7 protein-coding genes are annotated in these 10,316 nt (G+C 66.0%); 2 read left to right on the forward strand and 5 right to left on the reverse strand.

Annotated elements, in window-relative coordinates:
• Positions 1 to 52 precede the first annotated feature (52 nt).
• From QRM60_RS04235 to QRM60_RS04255, 5 genes are all read right to left on the reverse strand, one after another.
• Positions 53 to 2,494 (reverse strand): ADOP family duplicated permease, encoded by a 2,442-nt coding sequence (locus tag QRM60_RS04235; RefSeq protein ID WP_042595056.1) that lies wholly within the window; start codon positions 2,492 to 2,494, stop codon positions 53 to 55.
• A complete protein-coding gene (locus tag QRM60_RS04240; RefSeq protein ID WP_115555548.1) occupies positions 2,494 to 3,261 on the reverse strand; it encodes an ABC transporter ATP-binding protein in 768 nt (255 codons plus the stop codon). The genes QRM60_RS04235 and QRM60_RS04240 overlap by 1 nt, the downstream gene beginning before the upstream one ends.
• 18 nt (positions 3,262 to 3,279) lie before the next feature.
• Positions 3,280 to 4,551 carry an HlyD family efflux transporter periplasmic adaptor subunit gene (locus QRM60_RS04245; RefSeq protein WP_285445679.1) on the reverse strand — a complete coding sequence of 424 codons (1,272 nt, stop codon included), beginning with the start codon at positions 4,549 to 4,551 and terminating at the stop codon, positions 3,280 to 3,282.
• A 469-nt stretch (positions 4,552 to 5,020) separates the two neighbouring features.
• On the reverse strand, positions 5,021 to 5,968 hold the full coding sequence (locus QRM60_RS04250) for a glycerophosphodiester phosphodiesterase family protein (protein WP_285445680.1): 948 nt from the start codon (positions 5,966 to 5,968) through the stop codon (positions 5,021 to 5,023).
• Positions 5,969 to 6,071: 103 nt separating this feature from the next.
• On the reverse strand, positions 6,072 to 8,765 hold the full coding sequence (locus tag QRM60_RS04255; RefSeq protein WP_285445721.1) for a TonB-dependent receptor: 2,694 nt from the start codon (positions 8,763 to 8,765) through the stop codon (positions 6,072 to 6,074).
• Positions 8,766 to 8,814: 49 nt separating this feature from the next.
• On the opposite strand from QRM60_RS04255, the gene QRM60_RS04260 reads away from it, so the two are divergent.
• Together QRM60_RS04260 and QRM60_RS04265 are read left to right on the forward strand one after the other, a co-directional pair.
• Positions 8,815 to 9,021: a hypothetical protein gene (locus QRM60_RS04260; protein WP_285445681.1), complete on the forward strand. Its 207-nt coding sequence runs from the start codon at positions 8,815 to 8,817 to the stop codon at positions 9,019 to 9,021.
• A 666-nt stretch (positions 9,022 to 9,687) separates the two neighbouring features.
• Complete coding sequence (locus tag QRM60_RS04265; protein ID WP_115572617.1) at positions 9,688 to 10,155, forward strand: transposase; 468 nt, start codon at positions 9,688 to 9,690, stop codon at positions 10,153 to 10,155.
• Positions 10,156 to 10,316 lie beyond the last annotated feature (161 nt).

Raw genomic sequence — 10,316 nt, forward strand, 5'->3', positions numbered from 1 at the left:
ATCAGCGCCATGCTGGCGGCCGGTACTTCAGTCGTCATCGCTCTACGGGCCTTCATTCCAGGCGCAACGCCTGCATCGGTGACACGCCGGATGCACGCCAGGCCGGTACCAGCGCGGCCAGCAGACCGGCCAGGCCCAGTGCTGCCAGGACACTGGCAATCGCCAACGGGTCGGCCACCCGCACCTCGAACAGGAACCGCTGCAGCACCTGCGAGAGCGCCATGGCGATGCCCAGGCCAATCGCCAGCCCAACACCGAGTTGCAACGCCGCTTCGCGCAACACCTGGCGCAGCAAGCGTGCGGGTGAGGCGCCCATGGCGGCACGCACACCGAACTCGTGCCGCCGCGCGGTGACCGCCACCGCCATCACGGCGTACAGGCCGACCACCGCAAGCAGCAAGGCCAGCCCGGCGAACAAACCCACCAGCACCAGGTTGAGCTTTTGCTGGCCGGTGGTGGTGGCCACCACCGCCTGCATGGATTGCAGGTCGGCGATGGGCTGCTGCGGGGCGACCTCGGCAATGGCGGTGCGTAATGCACGCTCGTCCACACGCTGCCCCTGGGCACGCAGTTGCACCGCATAGGTCAGCCCGCCGAACCCGCGCAGGATCTGATACATCGCATCGCTCATCTGTGCGAGCGGCTGGTAGACCATGGGGGGCGCGGGCTCGGATGGCCCGGCCTGGCGGATATCCCCGACCACGCCGACCACACGCATGGGCACGCGCTGGCTGCTGCCATCGTCTTCCAGCACGACATGCTTGCCAATGGGGTCATTGCCCAGATAGCGCTGCGCAAACGTTGCACTGACCAGACACACCTTCTCTGCGCCCGCCGTATCGCTGCGGGCGACCGCACGGCCCGCCAGCAGCGGGATCTGGAAAACGTCCAGAAACCCCGGTGTGACCAGGCGGTATTGCGTGTTGAACGACGGCGCCTGCGCGGTCGATACGCTCCAGCTCAGCTGCGTGGTGGTGGGTGGATTGGTGGACACGCCTGCCCGTGCAATCCCCGGCTCGCGCTGCAGGCGTTCGACGATGCGCCGCGCCTGCTCCACCGCCTCTGCCGCACTGGCATAGCGCTGCTTGACCGGCGCCAGGGTAAAGATGGCCGCCGTCCGGCTCTCGAATCCCATCGGCACCTGGGAGAGTTGCTGCAGCGAGCGCGCAAACAAAGCCGCCCCCACCAGCAACACCACGGCAATGGCCACCTGCACCACCACCAGCGCACGCCCTAGCCGCCCGGCCTGCAGACTCCAGCCCGCACGTCCGCCGCCCACCAGTTCCAGCACCAGGTTGCGGTTGCGGCTGCGGGCGGCACCGAGACCGGCCGCGAACACGGCGGTGCAGATGCCTGCCAATACCGCAAACAGCGCACTGCCGCCGGTGAGATGCGCACTCTCGCCGCGCAGCCACATCACCGGCACCCAACTGCCCAGCAGCCGCAGACCGATCCACGCCAGCAGCAAGCCGCCCAGGCTACCGAGCAGGCCGATCAACACGCCTTCGGCCAGCGCCGGCAGGCTCAGCCGTCCCAGCGATGCACCCAGTGCGGCACGCACGGCGCTGTCGTGGCTACGGCCGAGTGCACGCAACACCATCAGGCTGACCAGATTCACCGCGGCGATCACCAGCACGCAGCCGGCGGCGGCAAAGAACAGCCACAGCGTGTTGCCGCTATTGGCGCCATAGAGCGCGTTCTTGAGCGGCAGCGCGTTGGCGGGATGCCGGCGCAGTTCATCGAACCAGGTATCGGTCATGCCCGGGTTGGCCCGCAGCGCAGTCTCCAGGGCCGCAGCCACCTGCGCGGACGCCTGCGCCTGACCCACCCCCGGCTTCAATCGCCCAACGATGATTTCGTTGGTGGAGAGATTGGTGCTGGCCAGATCCGGCTGCATGGTCTGGATCAGATCGAACGGCTCGGCCCATGGAAACTGCGCCGGCAATACACCGACCACGGGCACCGCACGGCCTTCCACCTGCAACACGCGCCCCACCGCTGCCGGGTCACCGCCGAAATAGCGCTGCCAGAATGCGTAGCTGAGGATCACGGCCGGCGGGCCGCCTGGCTGATCTTCCGCGGCATCGAAGTTGCGCCCGGCCGCCATGCGCACGCCCAGCGTCTGCAAAAAGCCGCGGTCCGCGCTGATCGATTGCACCACCTCGGCGCTGTCGCCACGTGCGATGTTGATCGGCAACGGCCAGGCACGCAGCATCCCGGTGGATGACAACGCGGGCAGGCGGCGCAGCGGTGCGTAGTAGCCGGGCCCGGCCACGTTCCGGCCCGGGTCCGACGGGCGACCCAAGGTGAGCAATTGCTCGGCCTGTGGAAACGGCAGCGGTGCCAGCAACGCCTGGTCCAGCAGCGCGAACACCGTGGTGGTGGTCGCCACCCCCAGCGCCAGGGTCAGGCCGGCCAACAGCAGGTAGCCGGGCCGGCGCAGCAGCCCCCGCCAGGATTGCCAGGCTTCTCGCCACACCAGGGCGGGCGCCATCACAGCGAAGGCTCCGCCGCCAGCGTTGGCAACAGGCTGTCCTGTTCGTGACGCAGGCGCTCGAAGGTGTCTTCGTCGACGATGCGGCCATCCAGCATGTGCACGATGCGCGAGGCGCGGCGTGCGAACGCCGGATCGTGCGTGACCATGCACAAGGTGGTGCCGGTGAGATTGAGCTGCTCCAGCAACTGCATCACCGACTCGCCGTTGCGCGTGTCGAGATTGCCGGTGGGCTCGTCGGCCAGCAGGATCGCCGGCTCTCCCACCAGCGCGCGCGCCACCGCCACGCGTTGTTGCTGGCCACCGGACAACTGGCCCGGATAATGCCGCTGCCGGTGCTGCATGCCCACTAATTCCAGCACCTCACGCACCCGCTGGCGAATCGTGGCCGCAGCGATGCCATCGCGGTAGGTCAGCGGCAAGGCCACGTTCTCTTCGACAGTGAGGTCTGCGATGAGATTGAAGGCCTGGAAGATGAAACCGATGTCGTCATTGCGCACGCGTGCACGCGCACGCGCGCTGAGTTCGGCAACATTGCGGCCCTGCAGCAGATAGTCGCCATGGCTGGGCGCATCCAGCAGGCCCAGGATCGACAGCAGCGTGGACTTGCCGCAACCCGAGGGCCCGGTGATGGCGACAAAATCGCCAGGCGCAATGTCCAGTGCGATCTCGGCCAGTGCATGGGTTTCCACCTCATCGGTATGAAACACCTTGCTCAGCCCCTGCAGGCGGATCAGTGGCGCGGCGGCGGTAACGGTGGACTGCATGGAGCTCTCCTTGACGGTCTAGCGTAGACGTAACTGCGCGAACTGTGCCCACTGGCTGGTATCGGACAGGATGAGTTGGTCGCCCGGCCGCAGCCCGGCACGCACTTCGATGCGATCGCTGGAGACCGCGCCAAAGCGCACCGGCACACGTGTGGCGGTATCGCCACCGGGCTGCACGACAAACAGGGCGGCCGCTGTATTCGGCGCGGCCAGCGCGGGGCGCGCAATGCTGATGACATCGCGTAGCGTGCCCAGGCGGATGCGGCCATCCACCGACAGGTCCGGCCGCGCGCCCGCAGGCAACCCCTGCACAAAGCGCACGTCCAAGCTGACGCTGCGGCTGCGCACCGCGGGATCGATGCGAATCAAACTGCCGGTGACCAACCCGTTGCGGGTATCGACGGTGACTGGCAGATCCAGCAACAGATCCTTGGCCAGCATTTCCGGCACCTGCAGGCGCGCCAGCAGCTGGTCCGGCCGCGCCACCCGGGCCAGCTTGGTTCCCACTGCCACCTGCTGCCCAGGTTCCACATCCACCTGCTGCAAGATGCCGGCGATGCCGGCGCGCACCTCCAGCGCGGCCAGTTGCTGGCGCGCGATCGCCAGGCTGCTGGCCACTTCGTCGCGGCGTGCCTGCGCCGCGCGCAGTTGGGCAGCCATGTTCTGCCGGAAGGCCGCAACGCGCTGCTGTTCGATCTGCGCGCGGCCACGCTGCTGCGCTTCGGTGATCTGGCTCTCACGCAGCTCGATCGCCGAAATGACACCCGCCGCATGCGCGCGCTCATAGGCTTGCGTCTTGACTTCGGCAATGCGCCAGTCAGAACTGGCACGCGCTTGCAGCGCCTGCTGATCGAGCAGCTGCGAAGCGAGCGCCGTGCGCGCGGCGGCCACCTCGGCCTCGGCACCGGCCAGCGCCGCGACCGCTTTTTCCTGATTGGCCACCAACTCAAGATTCTGGAAACGCAGGATCACCGTGTCTGCCTGCACGCGGCTGCCGGCCTGCACCAGCACCTGCTCAAGCGTGGCCGGTGCGCCGGCGGTGATCCAGCGCGTGTCGCGTGGCACCAGCACGCCAGTGGCGCGGATCTCACGCAGCATGTCGCCGCGCTCGGCGGTGCCGATCCAGACGCTGGCGCGCTCCACGCGCGGGCTGGCACGGCCAAGACCGATCACAGCGATGACGGCAGCTAGCACCACGGTGCTGCCGACGAGAAGGGCCACGTACGCACGGCGCAGACGAAAACGATGGGGAGACTTGGCGATATCCATGCCAAGGAGAGAGCAGGACATGTGCCAACTGCAGGCGCGCCGCAACCTGTTGATTCATCAGGCGATCGCAGGTGCAGCGGTGGCATCGCCGTGTACGATTTCGTACATGCGCGACCGATACCGGACGGTGGCGGTCGCTGCGTGCATGCGCACGTGGCTGCGCGGGGGCGGAACGGGCGGATGTGCCGGGCGCCAGGCGGGGATGCGCACTGATCACGCGTGGAGCGATTTGCACGCGTCGTCTTATCGGCAACGAGAGGGCAGCGCGTGGGTGTGCGTGCGCTGGCTGCACGTCGCTGGCCGCGTCACGGCCGCGACCTCGTCGGCTCAGTGTGGCTGTATCGCCACCACACGGGCTGATGCGCCCTTGTTTGCTAGCTCCAGGCTGCGCGCCAACTTAGCTTGTCTCACTCATTGCTGCGGCGGCAGCCGGAAAGCACGCGGCACCTGATCTCAAGCCGCACAGCAAGGCCAGCGATGTACCGGCCGCTCAACGCTTCTCCAGCGTCGCGCGATACCGCAGCAAAGCTTCCGGCGCATCGGTCTGGATGATGGAGATGCCGTCGCGATGCATGCGGCCCCAGACCTTGTCCGGGTCGCGCTCGGCATCGGCATCGCCGCCGTACCCGGCGATGAAGCCGTCCCACAGCGAGTTCACCATCAGGCGCACCTGGTGCGCCTTGCCCACCTTGGCCAGTGCGGGCAATTGTGCTGCCGCCATCTTGGGCAGTTCGAAGGCAACCGGATGCGCGTTGCGTGTCTGCGCCGTTGCAATGGCCGCAAGATCGGCGCTGCCGTGCGCATTGATCAGGATCGGGAAGAAGTACACGCGGTCGAACGGCTGCATCGCTGCCAGCGGCGGCGTGGCGATGCCGGCTTCGGCCTTGACGATCACCTGGTGCTGCATGCCCGCGCGCGTGACCGCGTCGACCACCTGTACATAGATCGCATCCTTGACGTCCAGATTGAGCAGGATGTGGCCCTTGGCGGCGGCCAGCATCTGCTCCAGCGTGACCACGCGCTGGTCGGTGAGCGGCGCCTGTGCCCCACCCTCGTCGGTGCGCAGCCGCAGCTTCTGCAGATCGGCCAGTGTGAGCTCGGACAGCTTGCCGGCGCCATCGGTGGTGCGGTCCACGGTGGCGTCGTGCAGCATCACCAGCGTGCCGTCTGCGGCGCGGCGCACGTCGGTTTCCATCACGTCCGCGCCGATGGCAATACAACGCTGCAAGGCTGCCAGCGAATTCTCCGGCGCGGTGTCGTTGAATCCATGATCGGGCGCCGCGGCGTGGCAGCCGCGATGCGCCACCACCACGATGCCGCCGTCGGGATTGGTCAGCCGTGCCTGGATTGCGGCAACCCCCACCGGCGCGGCAGTCGCATCGGCGGCAATGGCTGCACACAGCAGCACGGCAACAGTGGCAACAGACTGCAAGGTCATCGTACGGCTCCGCTTGAATGCGTGGGCAACGCCACGCATCCGCCCGGCGGCTGCATCGCGTTGCATGTGCTTGGATGGCCGCTCACTGCGCGGCCATGATTGTCTAGAGCGAGGGTGTAAAGCGCAGGCCCACCCAATAGGTGCTGGGCACCGAGTAACTGTCCTTGAGCAGGTTCTGCCCCGGGCCGGTCACGCTGCTGATGCGGCTGTGGGTGAGGTTGCTGACCTGGCCGATCAGACTGAGCTGTTTGCTGACCGCATACGTCGCGGTGAAATCCAGCTGCGAGCGCGGCGACCAGTACAGATCCTGCCAGTCGATGTTGCTGACGATCGCACGCAAGGCCTTGCCCTGCCGGTTGTAGGCGGCGCGCAATTCCAGGCCGCCGGTGTTGTAAAACAGCGTGGCGTTGGCGGTGTAGTCCGGCTGGCCGACCAGGTTGTCGAGCTTGCGCCCGCGCTGGCTGACGGTGCTGCCGCTGCCGACGCTATACGGCACGTCCAGGCTGCCATCGAGTAGCGCAAAGTTCGCACTGAAGCCCACGCCGCTGAGCCACGGTGCAATCGGCGCCAGCGTGTTGACGATGCCATTGAATTCCACGCCACGGATGCGCGCCTTGGCTGCGTTGGCCGGCGTACTGATCAACGCATTGGCGTAGGTGGTGCCATCGAAGGTGAAGCTATCGGTGCGCGAGAGCGTAAAGATCTCGTCCTGGATGCGCTTGTCGAACACGGCGGTGGAGGCGAAGGCATCGAAGTCACCCGGCAGCCGCCATTCCAGCGACAGATCCAGGTTGTTGGACACGCGCGGCTTGATGTCGGGGTTGCCGATGGTGACGGTGACGCCCTGCGCGTTCGGGTTGCCGGCGTCGGTTGTGTTGACGAAGCCGATCGAGGTGCGGGCTGCGTACGCATCGTACGGCGGGCGGCCAAGTGTGCGGCTGGCGCCGACGCGTAAGTCCAGTGCGTCGGTCAGGTGGTAGGTCATGATCGCCGAAGGCAGCAGATAGTCGTAATCGGCATTGGTGGGGTTATCGACATACACGTAGCGGTTACTGGCGGTGTCCAGCTGGCGCTGGCGGCCCACGGTGTTGAGCTTGGTGCTGTCCAAGTGCAGGCCGGCCTGCACGTTGAGACGCTCACTGCGGTAACTCACCAACCCGTAGCTGCCGAAGGTCTTTTCGGTATGGGTGAAGTTGTCCTGGTTGCTGAAGGCCTGCTGGTCGGTGCTGTTGAACGCGCTCAGCGGCGTTGCTGCCAGCACGCGGTTGGCCTTGTCCGGATCGATGGTGAGCAGGTTCAGACCGGCATAGCGCATCGGGGCCCTGCCAGTGCCGGCGACATCGGCCAGGCCGAACGTCGGTGCGCTGGTGTTGGGCTGGTACTCCACGCGAAAGATGTCGTAAGACGGCTTGTCGGTGGTGTATGAAACGCCCGCGGCAAAGCCGATGCCCTGATCGCTTTCGCCTTGATTGAAGCCGTAATCAAGCCGCCCGGTGAGAATGCGATCGGCGGCGGTGCGCTTGTAGTCGGGCCGCCAGTACGACAGGCTGTAGTTATCCAGATTGTTGTAGGCCTGCGGCGACACCCCGAAGCGCTGATCGAAGCCGGAGGTGTCGTAATTGAACGCATAGTTGGGTGTGGCATTGACGGTCACGCCGCTACCGGTCTGCCCCACCGGTACCGCAGCCGGCCGAATGATGCCGGTGGCGTACTTGATCATGCGGATCGGCTCGTCGTAGGTCGCATCCGACCACGAACCCCGTGCAGAAAACTGCTGCCGATCGGTGGGCCGCCAGATGCTGCCCAGCTGCGCCACCTTGGTGCGCGTGGTGACGATCTGGTTGGAGTACCCCACCTCGATATCGCCGCCGGGATAGCTGCCCGAGGTCGCGGTCTGGTTGAACACCTGGCCACGGTTGCGCGGGTCGATGATGACCTCGTTGCGCTCCATGTCGTCCTTGAAATAGTAGTACCCGGCCATGGCGTAGGCCTCGAAGGCCGCACTCGGGCGCGCTTCGAACTTGCCGGTGACACCGTAGCGGTCGCGCTGGTTCTGCACGTACCAGTACTTGTCCTGCTGCGGCACCGCCCAGCCATTGCCGAGATTTGCGCCGGTCTGCAGCACACCGTTGTTGTCGTAGAACCCGTAATGCACCGTGTCGGTGGTCATATGGGTTTCGGTGTAGCTGCTGAGCGTCTGGTAGTTGGCCGACAGCGTGAAGCCGTATTGCTGTTCGCTGCCGAAGGTGCGGCTGCCGGTGGCGTTCAAGCGATACCCGGGGTCGTCCTGATCGCGCGGCTTGCCGACGTCGTTGGCGTGGCCCAGTGCGGCTTCGGCGCTGAAGAACGGCTTGCCGCCGTTCTCGAACGCGCTGCGGGTCTTGAGGTTGATCGCCCCGCCGGTGGCATTGGGATCGAGGTCCGCGGTGAACGTCTTGACCACCTGCAGCTCGCTGACCATCGACGCCGGCAGCAGGTCCAGGCGCACGCCGCGGGTGATCGAGCCAAGCGTGCCATTGGGCGTGCCGGGCGAGGCGATGGTGAGCCCATCGATGGTGACGTTGTTGTACGACGGCCCCAGCCCGCGCAGGACCGGCGTAGCGGCTTCATCGCGCGGATGCTCGTTGTCGGTGGCAGGCAACACGGATAAGCCAGGCACACGGCGCAGCGCTTCGACGATGGTGCTGTCGGGCAAGGCCCGCACGTCGGTCGCACTGATGACATCGGTGATGTTGGTCGCCGCGCGCTTGCTTTCCACCGCCGCCGCGTTGGCACGCCGCACACCGGTGACCTGCATGGCATCGAGGGTTTGCACGCCTGCGGTGGGACTGGCACTGGCACTGGAAATGGAACTGGCACTGGCACTGGCACTGGAAATGGAAATGGAAATGGAAATGGAACTGGAACTGGCACTGGCACTGGCACTGGGACCGGCGACTTTGCCTATGCCTGTGTCTGAAGCTGCACCTGTGCCTGCACCTGCACCTATCGCTGTCGCTGTCGCTGTAGCAGCGGTAGCTGTAGCAGACGTAGCGGTAGCGGAGAGATCTTGATTCGATGCCTCGCTTGATGGCCAGGAAGCACTCGCTGCCGCGGCTGGCGTTTCCGCTCCGCCGGCATCACCGCTTGCATCTGCAGCCGTTACCGCCGGCGAGATCGGCGAGCGTTGCCCCGCAGCATTTGAAGCGTCAAGGGTCTGCGCCTGCGCGCCCGACGAACAGGCCGCGATGGCAAGGGCAAGAATAGAGAGGTGCACACGGTACGAATCGGAGCGCTGCATGGAATCCCGGAAATCGCGCGGCAAGGGCGCCGCGTCTGTGCGAAAGCACGCCACCGTAGGCAGCCAGGATGACCTTTGCGTGTCGCGCACATAGCACCAAAAAGACAATGCGAACACCTGTCGCGCAATGCGAAGAACCGTAGGAGCGCGCTTGCGCGCGATGCGGCTCTTTCGGGAACGCCTCATCGCGCGCAAGCGCGCTCCTACCGGGGCCTTGCAGATCATGGATAACGAATTCACCCCTTCGCAGCGCCACCGCCTACGTGAGGTGTCTCGTTCAACCACAGCTGGACGCAAACCCAACGTAGGAGCGCGCTCGCGCGCGAGAAGCTCTCCCGACAACGTCCGCCCAAGCGCGCACTCAGGCGCGGAATCTGCTGACCCCAATCCAGGGATTGCGCCAATGCAGCCCATCGACCAGGCAAGTCAGCCTGCTGGCATGACTGACCCCACTTCGCCTGGACATCGCGCCCTACGCCGCGGCCGCCATTCGCTCGCGAGGCATTGTTACCTGCTCACCACGGCAACCTACCAGCAGCAGCGCCTGTTCGACGATCCTCGCCTGGCTGCAACCGCATGTGGCGCATTTACCAAAGCAGCGCCCGCAGATGCCACCTTGCTTGCCTGGGTATTGATGCCGGATCACGTTCACTGGCTGCTGCAGTTGGGCCATCACACGCCGCTGGCACGGGCGGTGGCGTGTCTGAAGGCTACGAGCACGCGTGCGGTCAACACGCAGCGTGCGATGCAGGCGCCCGTCTGGGCCCGCGCTTATCACGACCATGCCGTGCGTCATGACGCGGATCTGCGTGCGGTTGCACGTTATGTCATCGACAACCCGTTGCGTGCCGGGTTGATGCAGCGCATTGGGGAGTATCCGTTCTGGGATGCGATCTGGCTGACGTAGAGGCGTGCCTGCGTGGTGAGGCTTTCCCGGGAACGCCTCATCGCGCGCAAGCGCGCTCCTACGGTGATCGCGCACGGCTGTGCCGCTAATCGTGGCCTCGTTGGAACTACGTTTGGAACGCAGGTCTGATTGGCCTGGAAGCGAGCAGGCGCGCGGCGAGG

Source organism: Xanthomonas sp. fls2-241-TYG-148 (genome assembly GCF_030208815.1).
GTDB classification, from domain to species: Bacteria; Pseudomonadota; Gammaproteobacteria; order Xanthomonadales; family Xanthomonadaceae; genus Xanthomonas; species Xanthomonas campestris.